The following is a 19,695-nucleotide window of genomic DNA, read 5'->3' on the forward strand; positions in this document are numbered from 1 at the left end:
AATGGACATTTGTCCTTTTGATGATTAGCGTTTCCCTTTAATATATGGGATACCGACCGATTTCGGTGCATCCGCACGTCCGACGACACCTGCGAGAGCAAGGATCGTGAGCGCATACGGCGCAATCAAGAGCAACACTTGCGGCACGTTGCTGATGACCGGCAAGTTGCTACCGATGATCGACAACGCTTGGGCGAATCCGAAGAACAGACCGGCACCGAGCGCGCCGAGCGGATTCCACTTCCCGAAAATCATGGCGGCGATGGCCAAGAAACCTTGACCGACGATCGTCGTCCCGCTGAAGTTTGTCGTGACGGTGACAGCGTACACTGCACCAGCGAGTCCGCCGAACGCTCCTGAGAGCATGACGCCCATGAAGCGCATTTTCGTGACGTTGATCCCCATCGTGTCAGCCGCCATCGGGTGTTCCCCGACCGAACGGAGACGAAGACCGAACGGTGTCTTGAAGATGACGAACCAGACGACGAACGCGAGAATGATCGCGATGAACGACGTATACTGCACGTTGATGAAGAACATGCGAAGCACCGGGATATCCGATAGAATCGGCACGTTCTCTTTGGCAATCCGAAACTCGATGAAGTCGGTCTGCCCTTTGTTGTAAAGCACACGGACGACGAAGATGGCGAGTCCGATTGCGAGCATGTTGATCGCGACCCCGAGTACCGTCTGATCAGCCCGCCAAAGGATGGCCGGCACCGCCAAGAAGAGCGAGAAGAGCGCACCGACGACCATAGCGACCAAAAGTGAGATCCATGGACTGAGACCGCCCAGCCCCATATCTGTCAACGTGAGCGTCGTGATAATTCCTGTCGCAGCACCGATGACCATGATGCCTTCTAAGGCGATGTTGACGACACCCGAACGTTCACTGAAGATGCCGCCGAGCGCCGCGATGATGAGTGGAGTCGCATAGGCTAAGGCAACCGGCACGACGATGTAGAGGACTTCTAAGAAGCTCATTTTTTCTCCACTCCTTTCTTACGATTTCCTTTGAATTTGTCAATCACGTAGTTAAAGGCGTAACCTGAAGCCACGAAGATGACAATCGCGGCGATGATGACTTTGACGAGCTCAGATGGGATGTTCGCACCGAGCTGCATCGCGAGTCCGCCGATATTGAGTCCAGCGAACAAGATAGCTGCCAAGACGACACCGACGGCCGTGTTCGCACCGAGGAGCGCGACGGCGATCCCGTCAAAACCGACTCCGGTGAACGAGGCGCTGAGCGTCATGCCGTTGAACGTACCGAGACCTTCCATCGCCCCTGCGAGTCCTGCGAACATACCCGAGATGACGAATGAGAGAATGATGTTCCGGTTGACGCTCATTCCTGCGTACTGTGATGCGTGTTTGTTGAAACCGACGGCACGAAGCTCATAACCGAGCGTCGTCCGTTGCAAGATGTAGTAATAGACGATCGCTGCGAGCACGGCGATGAGGACACCCCAATGCAAGCGCGAGAACGTCGTCAATTCTTGAAGCATCGGTGACGCGAGCGACGCCGAATCTTTAATGGATTCGGTGCGTTCGTTCGTTACCCCGATGACACTGCGCAAAATCGCATTCGTCGTGTACAAGGCGATATAGTTCATCATGATCGATGTGATAACTTCGTGGACGTGGAACTTGGCTTTCAAGAAACCAGGTACGAACGCCCAGAGCGCTGCTGCGAACATGGCCGCGAGAAGCGCGAGCGGCAAGTGGATGAACATCGGCAAGTCAAAGTTGATCCCGACATACACCGCTGCCACCCAGCCAATCAACACTTGGCCTTCGACGCCGATGTTGAAGAGGCCGGTCCGGAACGCGAACGCGACGGCCAAACCTGAGAAGATGAGCGGTGCCGCGGCGCGAAGCGTCTCACCGATTGCGTACGGGCTGCCGACCATGCCTTCAAACAGTGACGAGAACCCTCGAATCGGGTCATAGCCACCGATGAGCATGACGATCGCCCCGATGAGGAGACCCATCAAAATCGACAAGAGTGGGATGAGCAGTCGATTAAAACTTAGCTTATTCATACTGTTTCTTCTCCTCTCTTACCGCCGGCCATCAAGAAGCCGAGTTCCTGCTCCGTCGTTTCTTTCGGATCACGGATTCCGACAATCTTCCCTTCATACAAGACGGCGATTCGGTCCGCGACGTGTAAAATCTCTTCGAGCTCGAACGAGATCAACAAGACGGCGCGTCCTTTTTCACGCTCTTTGATGAGCTGTTCATGAATGAATTCGATTGCCCCGACGTCAAGACCTCGCGTCGGTTGCGCCGCGATCAACAAGTCAGGTGACCGGTCGACTTCACGGGCGATGATGGCTTTCTGTTGGTTACCACCCGACAAGGCACGGGCAGGTACGTCGACCGATGGAGTTCGGACGTCAAACTTCTCAATCAACGCTTTCGCTTTCTCAGCCACGGCTTTATAGTTCATCAAACCGCGCTTCGAGAACGGCTCTTTATAATACGTTTGGAGCACCATGTTGTCGCGAATCGTATAATCGAGGACGAGGCCATGTTTATGCCGGTCTTGCGGGATGTGGCCGACACCAGACTCCGTCACTTTGCGCGGCGTGAACCCGGTCACGTCTTTCCCGTTCAACATTACTTTTCCAGACTCGGGTTTCTTCAAGCCCGAGATGGCTTCAATCAATTCGGTCTGTCCGTTCCCGTCAATCCCGGCAATCCCGAGGATTTCCCCTGAACGAATCTGTAAATCCAAGCCGTCGACGGCTTTGAGCCCGCGACTGTCTTTGACGACGAGTTTTTGGACGTCGAGGACGACTTGCTGTGGATCTGCCTTGGAATATTCCGCATCAAAGTTAACTTCACGTCCGACCATCATTTCAGCCAAACGGTCTTCGTTGACCGTCTCATCGATATCGACGGTGCCGATATAACGTCCGCGACGGATGACCGTACAGCGATCGGCAACTTGCATGATCTCTTTCAGTTTATGCGTGATCAAGATGATCGATTTGCCTTCTTCAATCAAACGCTTCATGATTTGAATGAGTTCTTGAATCTCTTGTGGCGTCAATACAGCGGTCGGCTCGTCAAAAATCAAGATCTCAGCGCCCCGATAGAGCGTCTTCAAAATTTCAACACGTTGTTGCATCCCGACCGAGATATCTTCGATTTTGGCATCCGGATCAATGCGGAGGCCGTATTGTTCCGAGATGTCCATCACTTTTTTACGCGCCGTCGCCCGGTCGACCGTCAATCCACTCTTTGGCTCTGAGCCGAGGATGATGTTCTCGGTCACAGTGAACTTCTCGACGAGCATGAAGTGTTGGTGTACCATACCGATTCCAAGGTCGTTGGCGATGTTCGGATTCTCAATGTTCACTTTCTCCCCGCGCACGCGGATCTCCCCGCCTTCCGGCTGATAAAGACCGAATAGGACGTTCATGAGCGTCGATTTTCCGGCACCGTTCTCGCCGAGCAACGCATGAATCTCGCCTTTGCGCAATTGGAGGGTGATATTGTCGTTGGCAACGAACGTTCCGAACTCTTTGCGAATATTGAGCATTTCAATTACATATTCCAAGAAAGTCCACCCCTAACTTTAAGTAAAGGGAGACCGCATGGGTCCCCCCTAACTCAATGAATTATTTTACTGTTTTCATGAACTCTTCGAACTCAGCGTCAGTCGCTGGAGCCGTGATGTCTCCATCGATCAACTGTTGACGGTACTCATCAACTTTTGTGAGGACGTCAGCTGCAACGTTCTTATCCGAAGTCTCAGCAATCCCTACGCCATCATCTTTCAACGAGAACTCAACGATTTCGCCGGCAGGGAACTTATCTTCCATTGCAAGTTTCGATACTTCGTAAGTAGCCGTGTCAACACGTTTTACCATTGAAGTAAGCGTTACGTTTTCTGGAAGACCTTCTTCGTACTGGTCACGGTCAACACCGATGACCCATACATCTTCGCCGTTCTTCTTACGGTTTTTCGCTTCTGTGAATACCCCTACCCCTGTACCACCTGCTGCGTGATACACGATATCAGAACCTGCTCCATACATACCCGAAGCGATGGCTGTACCTTTTTCAGCTGAGTTGAAGTCTTCCGCGTACTTCACGTCGATTGTCGCATCCGGGTTAACGGCCATGACGCCAGCTTTATAACCGTTCTCGAACTTCTTGATCAAGTCAGACTCAACGCCGCCGACGAATCCAACTTTGTCAGTTTTCGTAGTAAGACCTGCGACAACACCGACGAGGAACGAACCTTCTTGCTCTTTGAACGTGATCGATGCGACGTTCGGTGCATCAACGACCATATCGACGAGCGCGAAGTTGTTGTCTGGGAACTGTTCAGCAACTTTTTGGATGTCTTCTCCCATCAAGAAGCCGATTCCGTAAATCAAGTCGAAGTTATCGCGTGCCAATTGCTGCAAGTTCGGCTGGTAGTCCGCTTGTTTCGATGATTGAAGATATTTGAAGCCTTCGTTTTCAGTCAAGCTGTTGTCTTTCCCGAACTTCGTAAGACCTTCCCAAGCTGATTGGTTGAACGATTTATCGTCGACACCGCCAGTATCGGTTACCATCGCTACTTTGAAGTCGCTACCTTCGCCGCCGCCTTCGTTGTTTGAAGCACCTTCATTGTCATCCCCGCCACATGCTGCGAGTACTGTTGAGAGTGTGAGACCTGCTGCTAAAGCTGAGAGAATCGTTTTTTTCTTGTTCATCGTCGTGTTTCCCCTTTCGGATTATAACAATTAAGGTTGTCATGTCATTAGTAGTCTTTACACCGGTATAAGAAAGCGCTTTCACGCTGTTCCCCAAAAATAACCGTTTCCGGATAAAACGAACGTGCTTAGACGCGTTTGCGAACGACGTGGAAGTCGAAGCGGTCCGCTCGGAAAAAGTTCGCCGAATCGAGCAGCGGTAAGTCGCTCTCATCGTAATGCAATTGTTTCAATGCCAGTAACGGTTGGTCCGTTTGAAGTTGCGTCGAAATTTCAGCGTTCACACTCGGTTCGATGTGCGTGATCGCATATGCAACCCGACGTCCTACCTCTTTTTCGAGCGCATCAAACAATGACTTTCCTTCCGTCAACGCCTTCGGATTCGAGACGAGATGGGCTGGGATTTTATCGACACAGTAGACGACTGGTGTCTCATCCGCATATCGAATCCGGACGATCCGATAAATCGGTGAGTTCGGTTCGATTTTTAAACGCTCGGCTTCTCTCTCGGTCGCTAGAACCTTTTCGGCCACCAACACTTTCGTTCCTGGTGTCATTTTGGCGCGCATGATCATGTCCGTGACGCTGAACAGCTCTTCAATCCCTGAAGTAAACGGGGGTTTTGAACTGATGAATGTCCCGACGCCATGTTTCCGCACGACAAATTTCTCGTCTTCGAGAATACGAAGTGCTTCCCGGAGTGTCGCTCGACTGACTCCTAGTTGCTTCGATAACTCGAATTCTGAAGGAAGTTTCTCTCCTTCACGATAGACACCATCGTCGATATCTTGCTTGATTTTCTCAATCACGCGAAGATAGAGCAAGCGATGATCGAGCTTGATCGACATGGGCCTCACCACCTTTACCTATTTCTTACCAGTGCTCAGACATCTGACGTATGAATGTCCTTGCCAATATTAAGTATAGGGATTCGAGAAATAGAACGCAATACTTTTTGTTCGGAATCAGGGAAATATTTTAAAGTGAAGGGATTATGTACACTTCATAGTCTATATTACCTGTTCTGGCAGGCTTTGAAAAGAAATCGTAAAATGAAAACGGTATTAAAAAATGAAAGCGGTTCAACATTTTTAGTAGTATGTCCTAATGAATCAAATAGGTCAGATGTGCTATATTAGTTCGCCCCAACATGACGTCGACCCCGATCGTCACGTTTGAACCGGATTATCTAAAATTAGATAAAAAACGAACGATTAGGATTTATTATACCTAATCGTTCGTTTGATTTTTTAACCCTCGGGTTGGTTGATGAGCACTTTCCGCGGCTTCGAGCCTTCTGACGGCCCGACATATCCGGCTTGTTCGAGTGAATCGATCAAGCGGGCTGCCCGGTTATAACCGATGCGGAATCTTCGTTGAATCATCGAAGTGGACGCCGTCTCTTGCGTCAAGATGAATTGAACGACTTCTTCGAACAATGAATCGTCCGAATCAATGGTCGTGACCTCTTCTTCTTTCGGCATCATCGCTTCGACGTATTGGGCCCGTTGCTGGGCGATGACATGATTGACGACCGTTTCGACTTCTTGGTCGGACACGAACGCACCTTGCACACGGATCGGTTTGTTCATCCCGTTGGCGAGCATGAGCATGTCACCCCGGCCGAGCAACTTCTCAGCACCTCCCCCGTCAAGGATCGTCCGTGAATCCGTCTGCGACGAGACGGCGAACGCGATGCGGGACGGGATGTTCGCTTTGATGACGCCGGTGATGACGTCGACAGACGGACGCTGGGTGGCGAGCACCATGTGGATGCCGGCCGCCCGTGCCATCTGGGCAAGACGCATGATCGCGTCCTCGACGTCGTTCGAGGCGACCATCATCAAATCGGCGAGCTCATCGACGATGACGACGATGAACGGCAGACGTTTGGCGTCCTCATCGTCCGATTTATCGACGAGTTCGTTATACCCTTCGATGTTCCGCACACCATAACGGCTGAACAACTCATAGCGTCGTTCCATCTCGGCGACAACTTGTTTGAGTGCTTGGGCGGCCTTCTTCGGATCCGTCACGACCGGCGTCAGCAAGTGCGGGACGCCGTTATAGACGTTCAACTCGACCATTTTCGGATCGATCATCATGAGCCGGACTTCATCAGGACGAGTCCGCATCAAGAGCGACACGATCATGCCGTTGATACAGACCGATTTCCCGGAACCGGTCGACCCGGCGACGAGCAAGTGCGGCATCTTGTTCAAGGCGATCGTCACCGTCTCGCCACTGATGCTGCGCCCAAGGGCGACGAGGAGCGGCGACTGCTCCCGCTTGACCGGATCGGCCTCGAGCACTTCACGGAGACAGACCGGGGCCACTTCCTGGTTCGGCACTTCAATCCCGATGGCGGCCTTTCCTGGGATCGGTGCCTCGATCCGGATATCTTTGGCGGCAAGCGCAAGGGCAAGGTCATCGCTGAGCGACGTGATGCGGCTCACTTTGACCCCGATATCCGGTTGCAGTTCATATTTCGTCACGGTCGGGCCAAGATGAATCTTTAACACCTTCACACCGACGCCGAACGATTTGAGCGTTTGGACGAGTTTTGTCGCATTTGCTTTCAGACGGGCGTTCTCGCCGGACAGGTCGGTCACGACCGGTTCGCTGAGGATGGTGAACGTCGGCAATTCATACGTGTCCGACACGTCTTGTGACGCCGTCATCATCATGTCCTCGGTCGGTAGCTCCGTCACTTCCTCCGTCGAGGCCACCTCTTCCGTTTTCGGACGTTTCTCGGCGACGACTTTCTCGCTGAACCCGACAATCGGGATGTCATGCATCGTCACCGCGTCTGCTTCAGGCTCGGCTTCGACCGGCTTCGATTCAACTTTTGCCGGTGCCGAAACCGCCTTCTTCCGATTGGACACCGGAGCCGGTTTGACCCGCTCCCGGTCGTGCCACTCTTGTTTGATGGCCGTACCGGTTTCGAGCAGGCGCGACCCGATCGTCCGCCAAATCGTTGGCGATAAGAGCGAGATCCCGATGATCATGCATAGCACGCCTAAAAAGATGATCCCAAAGTCGGAGAGCAAGTATTGGTTGAGCTGATACAGCGCCTCGTTGATCGTCCCTCGTTCCGCTCCCCATACCAAATCTCCGAACATGAGAAACGAGACGAACAGGAACAGGATGCCCGTCCGTTGCATCGGACGAAATTCGTTTAAAAAGACGAGCAACGTGAATGCGATTGCCAAATACGTGAGTGCCCCCCAGCCTCCGAATAACGTCGTCGCGAGGAGTGACGTCTGATTCCCGACCCAACCGAAGTCGAACAAGGAGAAGATGAACGCCGTAATCGACATGACGAACATGACCCAGCCATATGTACGTAGTGGGATTGGCTGTTTTTTCGCACGCCTTGTCGTCGGTCGCTTCCGCTTCGCCGGAGTTTTTCTCGATTTTTGTGCCACCTTAGATTCCTCCTAAAAAAACGAGGCAAAAGTCTGATGACTTTTGCCTCAATCTCAATTCCTTAAATCTCCATGATGATCGGCAAGATCATCGGACGACGTTTCGTCTGTTCGAACAAGTAGACGCTGAGCCGCTCGCGGATATTTGATTTCAACTCGGTCCAATCACTTCCAGCCTGGAGACTCTTCTCGATCTGTTTCGTGACGATGCGGTTCGCTTCTGAGATCATCTCTTCGGATTCACGCATATAGACGAATCCGCGCGAGATGAGTTCAGGTCCTGAAATCAATTTCTTCTGTTTCCGGTTCAACGTGACGACACAGAGGACGACACCGTCTTGTGACAAGAGACGACGGTCACGGAGGACGATGTTCCCGACGTCCCCAACGCCAATTCCATCGATCAAGACGTTGCCGGCCGGTACTTTCCGGCTCATCCGAGCTTTACGTCCCGTGAACTCGACGACATCCCCTTTTTCGACGATGAAGATGTTGTTCGATTTCACACCGACTTGCTCGGCGAGTTTCGAGTGGGCCATCTGCATCCGGTATTCTCCGTGAATCGGAAGGAAGTACTTCGGTTTGACGAGGTTCAGCATGAGCTTGAGCTCTTCGGCCGAACCGTGTCCCGAGACGTGTACTTTCCGTTGGTTATAGATGACGTTCGCTCCTGAGCGGAACAAAAGGTCGATCGTCTTCGAGACGGACTTCTCGTTCCCAGGAATCGGTGTCGCCGCGATGACGACCGTGTCGTTCAAGCGGATGTTCACTTGCTTATGGGCGTTGCGCGCCATGCGCGTCAAGGCCGCCATCGGCTCGCCTTGCGAACCGGTCGTCAAGATGACGACTTTGTTGTCAGGCAAGCGATTCACTTGCGACAGCTCGACGAGCGTCTTCGGCTTGAAGCGAAGGTAGTTGAGCTTCTGCGCCACTTCGACGATATTGACCATGCTGCGACCGACGACGGCGACTTTGCGGTCGTTCGCCTCGGCTGCCGCGAACACTTGTTGAAGACGGTGCACGTTCGAAGCGAAAGAGGCGACGATGACGCGGCCCTCAGCTTGATAGATGACATCGTTCAACTCGGCGCCGACGAGCGACTCCGAACCAGTTTGGCCAGGGCGTTCCGCATTCGTCGAATCTGACAATAAGCAGAGGACGCCGCGTTGGCCGATGGCTGCCAACTTGTTAAAGTCCGACTGTTTCCCATCGACTGGCGTGTAATCAAACTTAAAGTCGCCCGTGTGTACGATGGCGCCTTGTGACGTTTGAATGCAGACACCGACACAGTCCGGGATTGAGTGGTTGACGCGGAAGAAAGTGATGAAATGATCAGCGATAGTCAATTTCGTTTTGGCGTCAATCAATCGGAGGTCGACTTCTTTTAACAAGCCCGCCTCTTTCAATTTGAGCTCGATTAAACCGAGCGTCAATTTCGTCCCATACACGGGAACGTGCTTCAAATCACGGAGTACGTAGCTGAGCCCACCGATATGGTCTTCGTGACCATGGGTGATGAAAATCGCGCGTACCCGATCTTTATTTTCTTTTAAATACGTAATGTCTGGGATGACAATATCAATCCCGAGCATCTCATCGCCTGGAAACATAAGGCCGGCATCGATGACGAAGATGTCGTCGTCTAGTTCCACGACGTACATGTTCTTCCCGATTTCGCCTACGCCTCCAAGCGCAAAGACGCTAACGTTCTCTGTCTTCTTTTTTGACACTAACAAAAACCTCCTAGATGTTGCATATTCTGTTTCGTCCACTTATCGCTACTGAATATTGTATCGGAAAACTGCTGATATGCCAACATTTCCGTTCAATTGACGAGAGGTTTCATCACATCGGCGAGTGGCATCGTCGCTTTGTCGTCCGGACGTTTCCCGGAAGCGAGTTGGCGAATCGACAAGCCGAAGTCCATTTGTAAATGCGGGTAATCCGGAAAACTTCTCCAATCCCCGCCCCATTCGAAGCCGAGTGCTTTGCCGAGTTCTCCTAACTCTTGCCAATCGGGTTCGTCCGATCGGTTGTGGTCCGACTCGAGATTGTAATCGGCACGGTTATTGTGGATGATGACGAAATCGACGGCGAGCCCATAGTTATGGTAACTTTGTCCCGCCTTGGCGTTCGTCACGACTTGTCCCGGTTTCGAGCGCCCTTGGGCATAGAGCGCGTTCTGCTCATCGGCCGACCGATACCCCGACGTCAGACGGACCTCGAGGCCGAGGCAAGAGTAGGCCAGGCGCACGAACGACTCGCTCCGCTCGCGGACGTGCGGATGAAGCTTCGCGAACGCCTTTTCACTTCGCTCGACGACGACATCTTCCGAGCCCGGGTTGCGTTCACACATTCCCGTTTCAAATGTCGGTTCATCGACCCATGGCATCGGGCCCGGACGTGACAACGTGTACGCTAAAAAGATTCCGACTAAAAACGCCGTCATCGCGAACGTCAAAACGCCGGTCCATTTCATCGGCGCAACCGTTTACGGAGTCCTTTGACGAGCGGTAATCCCGTCTCGAGGGCGAAATAGAGCGGACGATTCAAGACGAGGTCGAACTCGCCGACTTTCTCGATCAAATCGCTTCCCCAGCCCGACTTGAACGCATAAAGCCCTGCATACTCGTCATCAGGCTCCGTGCTACCCGATACGCCACCGAAATCGTAGCGTTCGGCCCCGCTCGCCTTGGCTGCTTGCATCATCGTCCATTGCATGAGGTGGTTCGGCATGAACTCACGAAACTCGTTCGAGGATGCCCCGTACAGATAATACGAGCGTCGTCCGGCAAGCGTCAACAGACCGCCCGACAAGACGAGACCGTTCGGGTATTTCTCGTGTAACTCCGTCAGTTCAGGTAACGCGGCTTGAATCTTCTCGATTTGCTCACGTGTCTGCTTTTGACGGTTCAACAAGCTCGTCCGTTTCTTCTCGACCGTTTCCGTCTCGAGTGACCGTTCGATTTTCCCAAGGTCACGCTCCGCTTTTTCGAGTGTGGCCATCTGTTGGTCGAGTGCGAGTTTCGGCTCGAGTTTCGTCAAGAACAAACGGGCGTCATCAGGTTGCAGACAATCGTATAGGTTCTCGAAATAGTCAAGTCCACGAATGGCAAAACCGTCACGCTCGCCCGTCACTTTCATCAAGTCGGCGAACGTCTTAAGCCCGTCGCGCCCGACTTCCGTGCAGACGATCCCTTTCCGTTCGGCCAAACGAACGTTATAGCGGAATTTATGATGGAATTTGCCGAAGATGTCTTTCTCGCTCGGGCGTAAATCCGTCTCCATCGTGAACCGCGGTTGGGCGTAATCAAACCCACCACCGTATCCTTTATGGGCGAAGCCGAGACTCGCCATCTCGGTCAATAGACCTGGCACTTCATCTCGATCGATATTCGGATCGATTTTCACGACGATCGCTTTGTTCGCCTTGGCGACCCGCTTCGCCTCCTCGGTCAATGCCCGTAAAGAAGCCACATCGTCATAGTCGACGACGAAGCCGCGTGGCGCATAGCAGAGTGTGAATGGGAGCTTCGGTACACGTTTGAATAAGAGTAACGCCACCCCGCTCGTCACCCCATCGTTCGCGACGGCGACCCGCTCGGCGAACCAGCCGTTTTGTCGTTTGACGTCGGCCCAACTCGAAAGCTGAAGCAAGTCCCCACGGTCGTGTGTTTTGACGAAATCGTCATGCTCTTTCTCTGTCAAGGTGATCGGTTGTACTGCCATAAATCATATTTCCTCCGTCTTCAAAATTGTCGCTCGGACGATTGCTTCTTCATCTAGCGGAATTTTCTCATTACCGATGATTTGATATTTCTCATGCCCTTTTCCGGCCAAGACGACGATATTGTCTGGTTCGGCCAACCGAGCCGCATAACGGACAGCCTCTTCCCGGTCCCCAATCTCGACGAAATTGTCGTGGGTCATCCCGGCGGCGATTCCGCTCGTGATCGAGTCGTACGCTTCAAAACGCGGGTCATCCGTCGTGATGACGACCGTCCCCGCATATTTCGAGGCCATCTCTCCCATCGTCGGCCGCTTCGTAACGTCACGGTTCCCGCCTGTACCGATCAAGAACACAATCTTCTCTTTCGGGACACCGACGAGTGATTTCAAGCATTGCTCGATGCCGTCCGGTGTATGCGCATAGTCCGCATAGACGTTATACCCTGGTACGTCGAGACGTTGCATCCGCCCTTTGGCAGGATGAATCGACTCGAGTGCCTGGACGATCTCGGGCAAACGATAGCCGGCAGCGATCAAACACCCGGTCGCGAGCAAGATGTTGTACACGTTGAACCGGCCGATGAATTGAACGGTCAACGGATGACTCTCCCCTTGGTAGTTGAGGCTAAAACTCGTCTCTGACAGCGTCTGAACGATATCTGATGCCGTCACATCGGCCATCTCGTCGATTGCATACGTGATCACTCGGGCGCCCGTCATCGTCTCGTACAGCTTGCTGTACGGATCATCCGCGTTCAACACGGCAACTTTGTGACGCGACGCCATCTGTCCGAGTTGAGCGAACAATAAGCCTTTCGCTCGCGCATAGTTTTCGAACGTACCATGGAAATCGAGATGGTCATGCGTCAAGTTCGTGAAGCCGACGATATCGAAATCTGTGCCGATGACGCGACCGAGTTCGAGTCCGTGCGATGACACTTCCATCATCACATCGGTGACGCCTTCTTCGTGCATCCGGGCGAGCAACTGTTGCAGCTCAGAGCTTTGCGGTGTCGTGTTTTTGCTCGGGACGACCGTATCGTTAATGCGTACCTCGACCGTGCCGATCAAGCCGGTGCTATGTCCGAGCTCGGTGAGAACATCACGTAAAATGGTCGTCGTCGTCGTCTTGCCGTTCGTTCCCGTGATCCCGAACAGACGCATCTGCTCAGACGGATATTGATAGAACGCGGACGCCAATAGACCGACCGTACGCGTGCTGTCACGCACGATCAAGTTCGGCACACTCAAAGAGAGTGGCCGTTCACTGACGACGGCGACTGCGCCTTTTGTGACTGCTAAATCAGCGTAGTCGTGACCGTCGACTGTATAGCCTTTAATGGCGACGAACAGCGTCCCTGGGACGACTTCGCGCGAGTCGGTCGTCACATGGGTCACCGTGATGCCTTGTAGGTTTGGTTGATTAATCAATTGTATGTGGTTAGCTAAATCCGTTAAGTTCAAGTCTTTCCCTTCTTTCACCTGTTCCTGTCCAAAGTAAAGAATACCTCTTAATCAGTGTAGAGAACTTACAATTCGGTTTCAAGTCAGTCTTCGGACGGAAGGACATATGATTTGGCAGGGGCGTGGCCGAGCACCTCATTGATGAGGGTGTTGACGTCACGCGTTTCAATGCGATCAACTTTGTCGAGCACTTCGTTCAACTCCTCGACTTCATCGAGCAGGACGAGGTTGCGCCCGTTGCGGTTCATCCGTGCGTTCGTGCTCTCGTTCCCAAGGACGAGCGACCCTTTCAGTTGTCGTTTCCCTTTCTCGACTTCCTCATCGGACAGCCCATCCGCTTTTAACGTTTCGAGCTCACGCGTCATGATCGTCTCGACTTGCGCGAGCGTTTCTGGTGACGTTCCGATATAAATGGTGAACGTCCCGTGGTCGTCGAACGTCGTATAGTACGAGTAAATCGAGTAGGCGAGGCCTTCCTCTTCTCGAATCGACTGGAACAGCCGTGACGACATCGTCGCCCCGATCGCATTGTTCAACAAGGCTAAATGCGGCAATCGATCGTCTTTGGCGGCAATCGCCTCGAAGTTCCAGCACAGGTGCGCTTGCTCCGTCTCTTTCTGTTTCTTCACCACGTCGCTATACAAGATCGGCGTCGTCGATTCTTTCGGTGATTCCCCTGATGGAAGGTCGGCAAACCTTCTCGTGACCGCCTCGACCAACTCTTGCGGCACGTGGCCGGCGATTGAGACGACGACACGGTTGCCTGTATACGTCGAAGCGACGTAGCGGAGCAATTGCTCCCGAGATAGTCCAAGGACGCTCGCTTCCGTCCCGAGAATCGGTTCGGCGAGAATATCATCTTTATAGACGGCTTTCGCGAGCAGCTCGTGGACGAGATCTTCCGGGGTGTCCTCATACATTTTAATCTCTTCTAAGACGACCCGCTTTTCTTTCTCGAGCTCCGTCTCATCAAACAACGAATCGAATAGCATGTCGGCGAGCGCGTCGAAGGCGATGACCGCGTGCTCGTCAAGCGTCTTCACGTAATAGCACGTATGATCTTTTGACGTGAACGCGTTCACGCTTCCGCCAAGTTCATCAAAGAACGACGCGATCTCTTTTGCCGTTCTCGTCTTTGTTCCTTTAAATAGCATATGTTCAATCAAGTGGCTGATGCCGATCTCGGTCATGTCTTCGGTCCGAGTGCCGGCTTTGATAAAGACACCGGTCGACGTGCTGCGGACATCCGCCATCGGTTCAATCACGATGCGGACGCCGTTGTCTAATGTGATCCATTCCATGTTATCACTCCTATGAAAAAGGCCATCGCACCAGACGATGGCCATCATGATTAGTTTGTCGGGCGTGGCGGACGACGGTCTCCGTCACGACGCGGCGGACGGCTGTCACGTGGTGGACGGCTCTCGCGCTGCGCTTTACGTTTCGCTTCGTATGCTTCGCGTTCTTCCGGTGACAATCCTTCAAGGATGAGCACTTTGTGCGAGGCATTGACTCGGCCTTTGTCATCGATTTCCGTTACGCGGACTTTAATTGTATCACCGAGTTTAACGACGTCTTCGACGTTCGCGACGCGATCAAGACTGAACTCAGAGACGTGGACGAGCGCGTCCTTGCCTTTGAACAACTCAACGAAAGCGCCGAATTTCTCAATACGACGAACCGTCGCATCGAACTCTTCGCCGACGACGACTTCGCGGACGATGTCGCCGATGAGCGCCATCGCCATGTCGATGCCTTCTTGATCGGTCGACGCGATGAAGACTGTACCGTCTTGCTCGATATCGATTTTGACACCCGTTTGGTCGATGATGCTGTTGATCATCTTCCCGCCCGGTCCGATCACGTCGCGGATCTTGTCCGGATTGATCGTCATCGTCACGATTTTCGGTGCATACTTCGACAACTGCGGACGCGGTGCGTCGAGCGTCTCAAGCATATGGTTCAAGATATGGAGACGGCCTGAACGTGCTTGTTCGAGTGCCTCTTCCAAGATCTCACGCGTGATCCCGGCAATTTTGATGTCCATTTGGAGCGCCGTGATCCCGTCTTTCGTTCCTGCTACTTTGAAGTCCATGTCTCCGAGATGATCTTCGAGACCTTGGATGTCAGTGAGGACCGTATAGTGTTCGCCTTCCATGATGAGACCCATTGCGATCCCGGCAACTGGTGCCTTGATCGGCACACCTGCGTCCATGAGGGCGAGTGTCGAACCACAGATTGAGGCCTGTGAACTCGAACCGTTCGACTCGAGTACTTCCGAGACGAGACGAATCGTGTACGGGAAGTCGGCTTCTTTCGGGATGATTGGAAGAAGTGCACGTTCTCCTAGAGCACCGTGACCGATTTCACGACGACCTGGCGCACGCACCGGACGAGCTTCTCCGACCGAGAACGGCGGGAAGTTATAGTGGTGCATGAAGCGCTTGTTCTCTTCTAACCCGATACCGTCGATGATTTGCGCATCTCCGATGACGCCGAGTGTCGCGACCGACATGACTTGTGTTTGTCCACGTGTGAACAACCCAACGCCGTGGGCGCGTGGCAACAAGCCCGTTTCTGATGCGAGCGGGCGGATGACTTCCGGGCGACGACCGTCCGGACGAACTTTGTCGACCGTGATCAAACGGCGGACTTCGTCTTTGACGAACTTGTTCAAGATGCCAGATACTTCTTTCAACTTGGCCGGTTCGTCAGCGAGTGATTCTTCGTATGCAGCTACGTATTTGGCAATCACTTCGTTGATTGCTGCGTCACGTGCATGCTTCTCTTCGACTTGAACCGCGGCGTTGATTTCTGGACGTGCTGCTTCGAGCTCAGCCGACAAAGCGTCATCAAACTTCGATACCGTATATTCGAACTTCGGTTTCCCGACAGCTTCGACGATCTCTGTTTGGAACGCGACCAATTTCTTGATTTCTTCGTGACCGAACAAGATTGACTCGAGCATGACGTCTTCCGGTACTTCGTTCGCGCCTGCTTCAACCATGTTGATCGCAGTTGCTGTTCCGGCGACTTGGAGCTCAAGGTCCGTCTGTTCGAGTTGAGCTGTCGTCGGGTTGACGACGAACTCACCGTTGACACGTCCGACTGTCGCTCCGGCGATCGGCCCGTCGAACGGGATGTCCGAAATCGAGAGTGCGATTGACGTTCCAAGCATACCGGCCATTTCAGCCGAGCAGTCTGGATCGTTCGACATGACGTAGATCATGACTTGAATATCGTGACGGAATCCGTCAGGGAAAAGCGGACGGATCGGACGGTCGATGAGACGTGATGTCAAAATCGCGTTCTCTCCAGGACGTCCTTCCCGACGGAGGAAACCTCCTGGGATTTTACCGACCGAGTATAATTTTTCTTCATAGTTGACCGTGAGCGGGAAGAAATCTAAATCCTTCGGCGCTTTCGATGCTGTGACCGTGGCGAGCACGACCGTGTCCCCATAACGGACGAGTGCCGAGCCGTTTGCTTGTTTCGCAAGTTGCCCGACTTCTACAGATAGCGGACGACCGCCCCATTCAGTAGAAAAGACTTGTTTCGTACCTAACATGAACATTCTCCTCTCAAACCTTATCTAGTTTATTATGTAACTCATTCATATGAATGTCTAATGATTTTCCTCCCAAAAAAGAAGAAACGGACTAGGAACAAGTGTCCCAGTCCGTCACATGGTCCGTTCGGATTAACGACGGAGACCAAGGCGTTGAATCAATTCACGGTAACGTGTAACGTCCTTGTTACGAAGGTACGTAAGCAAGTTACGGCGACGTCCAACCATTTTCAAAAGACCGCGACGTGAGTGGTGGTCTTTCTTGTGTGTACGAAGATGATCGTTCAAAGTGTTGATTTGTTCAGTCAATACTGCAACTTGAACTTCCGGTGATCCAGTGTCACCTTGTTTTGTCGCGTATTCCGCGATGATTTCGTTTTTACGTTCTTTTGAGAGTGCCATTGCCTCTCCACCTCCATTTAATAGAAAATTGCCGCGTTGCCGAGCCGTCGTTGGTGAATCGTCCAGCCAAGCGAAGCGGTGTACTTTGCGTACCAAATTAGGATACCGTACCACCCATTCAAAGTCAAGACAGGATTGCCCGGGCGACTGTCTCATCTTGCTTGAGTTGGGCGATAAGTGCGTCGAGCCCGTCGAACGCCCGCTCGTCACGCAAGTAATGCATCCATTCGATCTCGATCAGTTGCCCGTATAGATCCTCTGAGAAATCGAACAAGTGGCTCTCGATCGAGACGTCACCGGTCGCATAAAACGTCGGCCGCCGCCCGACGTTCGTCATCGCGTCGAACGTCCGGCCGTCCTGAAGCCGTACACGCGTCGCGTAGACACCGAGACGCGGCATGACGTACGAGGCGTCCATGACGACGTTCGCCGTCGGGTAGCCGATCGTCCGGCCCCGGGCGTCGCCGTGGATGACTTCCCCGCAGATGACGTACGGCGTACCGAGCAATTCGCTCGCCACATCGACGTCTCCGGCACCGAGCAATTGACGAATCCGTGTCGACGACACTTTTTCGCCGCCGCTCGTCTGCTCGGCGACGACCGAGGTCGTGAAGCGACCACGCGCATGATACGGCAGCGTCTCCATCGTCCCTTCGCCAAATTTACCATACGAGTAGTCGAATCCTGCCGTCACGTGGACCGCACCGGCACCGATCAAATAGTCATCCACGAATTGTTGCGGTGACAGGCTCGCCAACTCTTTCGTGAACGTGATGACGATACACCGTTCGACACCGAGTCCGGCAATTCGGTTCAATTTCCGCTGGAGCGGTGTGATATAACGGACCGCATCCGGTTTGTTTGAGAGCACTTGTTTCGGGTGCGGGTCGAACGTGATCACGGTCACGGGTACATCGAGCTGTTTCGCTTGCGCCTGTGCATGCCGAATCACGGCCTGATGTCCGGTGTGGACGCCGTCGAAAAATCCGAGCACCATGACCGAAGGGACCAGGTCTGGTGTCTCAGGATACGTCAGATGGATCGTTTCCATACTTCAATCTCCCCTTTAGTCGATGGTCAACATGACCTCGACATTTGCGTCTGTTGTTCCGTCAAGCCGTCGATAGAGGGCAAGTGGAATTCCTTCTTCATTATAGACAGTAAACAGTTCAAATTCGAGCGAGACGTCGTTCAAACGCCCCCCGTTTCGAATATACCGCTCCCGATTGGCCGGAATCGTCATGGCAGGCCAACGCTTGATGACCTCTTCGAGCGGGATGAGGTGGTTCATGCGTTCCTCGACCGTCTCGAGGTCGGCGAGTTGTTGCAACGTGACAGCGGCCGTCTCCTCGAACGAACCAGACCTCGTCCGCCGCAGGTCGCTCATATGAGCCGGATAGCCGAGACGCTCCCCAATTTGGACGGCGAGCGTCCGGATGAATGTGCCTTTGCCACACTCGACGTTGACACGGAAACGGCAGACACCGTCTTCGATGACCGGGTCATTCGTCCGGACGAGGCGATGAATCTCGACGATGCGGCGCGGTCGTTCCACCGTCTGACCTTTCCGGGCGTATTCGTACAATTTCTTGCCGTTCACTTTGACGGCAGAGAAGTACGGTGGGATTTGCTCAATCTTTCCTGTCAACGTCTCGAGGACGCGATCGATGTCTGCAGCAGTGAACGCCTCTGGACCGACTTCGCGCGTCTCGACGACCTCGCCATGAGCATCCTCGGTCATCGTCGCCGTCCCGATTGTAATCTCGGCGGCGTACCGTTTGCCTTCATCGGTCAGAAAACGTGACAGCTTTGTCGCCCGGCCGAGACAAATCGGCAGGACACCGGTCACTTCGGGGTCGAGCGTGCCGGTATGACCGACTTTCTTCGTTTGGAACAATTTACGGAGCTTGAACACGCAGTCGTGGCTCGTCATGCCGCTGTCTTTATCTAAAATCAATACACCTGTTGGTTCCATCTGGATTCCTCCCATCAAAAAAGGGGAGACGCGAGTCCCCCCTTCAATTTATTGGTCGTTCCGATTTAAGTCACGAATCAATGAATCGATATGGCTACCATATGCGACCGATGAATCGTATTCGAACGACAATTCTGGCGTTTTCCGAAGACGGATGCGGCTCCCGATCTCGCGGCGAATAAATGCGCTCGCCTTATCGAGACCAGCTTGCGTCTCAGCCTTCACTTCGGCGTCGTCTCCAAGCACCGTGTAGTAGGCTGTCGCTTGCTGTAAATCTCCCGTCACATCGACGCTTGTAATTGTAGCGTTCTTCGTACGTGGGTCGTTGACTTCACGGAGCAAGATATCTGTAATCTCTTTACGCATCTGCTCTGCGACGCGTTGGGCACGAATGTTCATACGTGTTCCCTCCTC

16 protein-coding genes are annotated in these 19,695 nt (G+C 53.1%); all 16 read right to left on the reverse strand.

All coding sequences use genetic code 11. The features are described 5' to 3' along the window. Positions 1-24: 24 nt before the first annotated feature. The 16 genes from FED52_RS08275 to rbfA all read right to left on the reverse strand — a co-directional run bounded on the left by FED52_RS08275 (position 25) and on the right by rbfA (position 19,680). Positions 25-984 carry an ABC transporter permease gene (locus tag FED52_RS08275; RefSeq protein ID WP_034777299.1) on the reverse strand — a complete coding sequence of 320 codons (960 nt, stop codon included), beginning with the start codon at positions 982-984 and terminating at the stop codon, positions 25-27. After that, positions 981-2,045, reverse strand: coding sequence for an ABC transporter permease (locus tag FED52_RS08280; protein ID WP_138859573.1), 1,065 nt, complete (start codon positions 2,043-2,045; stop codon positions 981-983). Before FED52_RS08280 ends, FED52_RS08275 begins: the two co-directional genes overlap by 4 nt. After that, on the reverse strand, positions 2,042-3,568 hold the full coding sequence (locus FED52_RS08285; RefSeq protein WP_138859574.1) for an ABC transporter ATP-binding protein: 1,527 nt from the start codon (positions 3,566-3,568) through the stop codon (positions 2,042-2,044). Before FED52_RS08285 ends, FED52_RS08280 begins: the two co-directional genes overlap by 4 nt. 61 nt (positions 3,569-3,629) lie before the next feature. Beyond that, complete coding sequence (locus tag FED52_RS08290; protein WP_138859575.1) at positions 3,630-4,715, reverse strand: BMP family lipoprotein; 1,086 nt, start codon at positions 4,713-4,715, stop codon at positions 3,630-3,632. A 128-nt stretch (positions 4,716-4,843) separates the two neighbouring features. Then, entirely contained in the window at positions 4,844-5,563 is a 720-nt protein-coding gene (locus tag FED52_RS08295) for a GntR family transcriptional regulator (protein ID WP_034777294.1), read from the reverse strand. A 402-nt stretch (positions 5,564-5,965) separates the two neighbouring features. Then, on the reverse strand, positions 5,966-8,143 hold the full coding sequence (locus FED52_RS08300; protein WP_138859576.1) for a DNA translocase FtsK: 2,178 nt from the start codon (positions 8,141-8,143) through the stop codon (positions 5,966-5,968). A gap of 62 nt (positions 8,144-8,205) precedes the next feature. Further along, positions 8,206-9,873, reverse strand: a complete 1,668-nt coding sequence (locus FED52_RS08305; protein WP_034777292.1) for a ribonuclease J — start codon at positions 9,871-9,873, stop codon at positions 8,206-8,208. 95 nt (positions 9,874-9,968) lie between these two features. Further along, positions 9,969-10,622: a M15 family metallopeptidase gene (locus FED52_RS08310; RefSeq protein WP_138859577.1), complete on the reverse strand. Its 654-nt coding sequence runs from the start codon at positions 10,620-10,622 to the stop codon at positions 9,969-9,971. Further along, positions 10,619-11,872 carry a lipid II:glycine glycyltransferase FemX gene (locus tag FED52_RS08315; RefSeq protein WP_034777290.1) on the reverse strand — a complete coding sequence of 418 codons (1,254 nt, stop codon included), beginning with the start codon at positions 11,870-11,872 and terminating at the stop codon, positions 10,619-10,621. The genes FED52_RS08310 and FED52_RS08315 overlap by 4 nt, the downstream gene beginning before the upstream one ends. A 3-nt stretch (positions 11,873-11,875) precedes the next feature. After that, on the reverse strand, positions 11,876-13,336 hold the full coding sequence (locus FED52_RS08320; protein ID WP_232939398.1) for a UDP-N-acetylmuramoyl-L-alanyl-D-glutamate--2,6-diaminopimelate ligase: 1,461 nt from the start codon (positions 13,334-13,336) through the stop codon (positions 11,876-11,878). An 83-nt stretch (positions 13,337-13,419) separates the two neighbouring features. Further along, positions 13,420-14,637 carry a M16 family metallopeptidase gene (locus FED52_RS08325; RefSeq protein ID WP_138859579.1) on the reverse strand — a complete coding sequence of 406 codons (1,218 nt, stop codon included), beginning with the start codon at positions 14,635-14,637 and terminating at the stop codon, positions 13,420-13,422. A 50-nt stretch (positions 14,638-14,687) separates the two neighbouring features. Then, positions 14,688-16,904 carry a polyribonucleotide nucleotidyltransferase gene (pnp, locus tag FED52_RS08330; protein WP_138859580.1) on the reverse strand — a complete coding sequence of 739 codons (2,217 nt, stop codon included), beginning with the start codon at positions 16,902-16,904 and terminating at the stop codon, positions 14,688-14,690. A gap of 132 nt (positions 16,905-17,036) precedes the next feature. Beyond that, positions 17,037-17,306 carry a 30S ribosomal protein S15 gene (gene rpsO, locus FED52_RS08335; protein ID WP_015881433.1) on the reverse strand — a complete coding sequence of 90 codons (270 nt, stop codon included), beginning with the start codon at positions 17,304-17,306 and terminating at the stop codon, positions 17,037-17,039. A gap of 124 nt (positions 17,307-17,430) precedes the next feature. Then, positions 17,431-18,357 carry a bifunctional riboflavin kinase/FAD synthetase gene (locus FED52_RS08340; protein WP_138859581.1) on the reverse strand — a complete coding sequence of 309 codons (927 nt, stop codon included), beginning with the start codon at positions 18,355-18,357 and terminating at the stop codon, positions 17,431-17,433. Positions 18,358-18,372: 15 nt separating this feature from the next. Beyond that, complete coding sequence (truB, locus tag FED52_RS08345) at positions 18,373-19,281, reverse strand: tRNA pseudouridine(55) synthase TruB (protein ID WP_138859582.1); 909 nt, start codon at positions 19,279-19,281, stop codon at positions 18,373-18,375. A gap of 48 nt (positions 19,282-19,329) precedes the next feature. Next, entirely contained in the window at positions 19,330-19,680 is a 351-nt protein-coding gene (gene rbfA, locus FED52_RS08350) for a 30S ribosome-binding factor RbfA (RefSeq protein WP_034777282.1), read from the reverse strand. Between the last annotated feature and the right edge of the window lie 15 nt (positions 19,681-19,695).

The sequence above is a fragment of the Exiguobacterium mexicanum genome (assembly GCF_005960665.1).
Taxonomy (GTDB): Bacteria; Bacillota; Bacilli; order Exiguobacteriales; family Exiguobacteriaceae; genus Exiguobacterium; species Exiguobacterium mexicanum_A.

What these genes read in the sequence shown, in the direction of transcription:
- rbfA (WP_034777282.1), bottom strand. Translation starts at nt 19,680, where the DNA reads ATGAACATTCGTGCCCAACGCGTCGCAGAGCAGATGCGTAAAGAGATT.
- FED52_RS08275 (WP_034777299.1), bottom strand. Translation starts at nt 984, where the DNA reads ATGAGCTTCTTAGAAGTCCTCTACATCGTCGTGCCGGTTGCCTTAGCC.
- truB (WP_138859582.1), bottom strand. Translation starts at nt 19,281, where the DNA reads ATGGAACCAACAGGTGTATTGATTTTAGATAAAGACAGCGGCATGACG.
- rpsO (WP_015881433.1), bottom strand. Translation starts at nt 17,306, where the DNA reads ATGGCACTCTCAAAAGAACGTAAAAACGAAATCATCGCGGAATACGCG.
- FED52_RS08295 (WP_034777294.1), bottom strand. Translation starts at nt 5,563, where the DNA reads ATGTCGATCAAGCTCGATCATCGCTTGCTCTATCTTCGCGTGATTGAG.
- FED52_RS08340 (WP_138859581.1), bottom strand. Translation starts at nt 18,357, where the DNA reads ATGGAAACGATCCATCTGACGTATCCTGAGACACCAGACCTGGTCCCT.
- FED52_RS08280 (WP_138859573.1), bottom strand. Translation starts at nt 2,045, where the DNA reads ATGAATAAGCTAAGTTTTAATCGACTGCTCATCCCACTCTTGTCGATT.
- FED52_RS08310 (WP_138859577.1), bottom strand. Translation starts at nt 10,622, where the DNA reads ATGAAATGGACCGGCGTTTTGACGTTCGCGATGACGGCGTTTTTAGTC.
- FED52_RS08290 (WP_138859575.1), bottom strand. Translation starts at nt 4,715, where the DNA reads ATGAACAAGAAAAAAACGATTCTCTCAGCTTTAGCAGCAGGTCTCACA.
- pnp (WP_138859580.1), bottom strand. Translation starts at nt 16,904, where the DNA reads ATGTTAGGTACGAAACAAGTCTTTTCTACTGAATGGGGCGGTCGTCCG.
- FED52_RS08315 (WP_034777290.1), bottom strand. Translation starts at nt 11,872, where the DNA reads ATGGCAGTACAACCGATCACCTTGACAGAGAAAGAGCATGACGATTTC.
- FED52_RS08325 (WP_138859579.1), bottom strand. Translation starts at nt 14,637, where the DNA reads ATGGAATGGATCACATTAGACAACGGCGTCCGCATCGTGATTGAACCG.